The following is a 304-nucleotide window of genomic DNA, read 5'->3' as shown; positions in this document are numbered from 1 at the left end:
CTTGAAGCGATCCATCGTCTGTCTCCTTCCGATTCTCTCGTCGCCCGGTCATTCCATACTTTTTGTATCGAAATAAGCGACCCGGACTGATCTTATCAAACCTTTCCTGCATCCCTAAAGTGTTCCCAACAGACCGATTCGCAAGATCCACACATTCAAGGAGACATGCATGGCCAAGATGAGAGCCGTCGACGCCGCCGTACTGGTGCTCGAGAAAGAAGGCATCCAGACCGCGGTCGGCGTGCCGGGCGCCGCGATCAACCCGTTCTACTCGGCGCTGCGCAAGTCGGGCGGCATCAGCCAC

At 56.6% G+C, this 304-nt stretch carries 1 protein-coding gene; it reads left to right on the top strand.

Translation table 11 applies throughout. The features are described from left to right. Window positions 1–169: 169 nt before the first annotated feature. Window positions 170–304, top strand: a 135-nt coding sequence (locus SB751_RS29335; RefSeq protein ID WP_410748946.1) for a thiamine pyrophosphate-binding protein, incomplete at its 3' end; no start/stop codon positions are given.

Source organism: Cupriavidus sp. SIMBA_020 (assembly GCF_046535395.1).
Lineage (GTDB): Bacteria > Pseudomonadota > Gammaproteobacteria > Burkholderiales > Burkholderiaceae > Cupriavidus > Cupriavidus campinensis.
The sequence above is the reverse complement of the archived record's forward strand: the minus strand, read 5'-3'. Positions and strand labels throughout refer to the sequence as shown.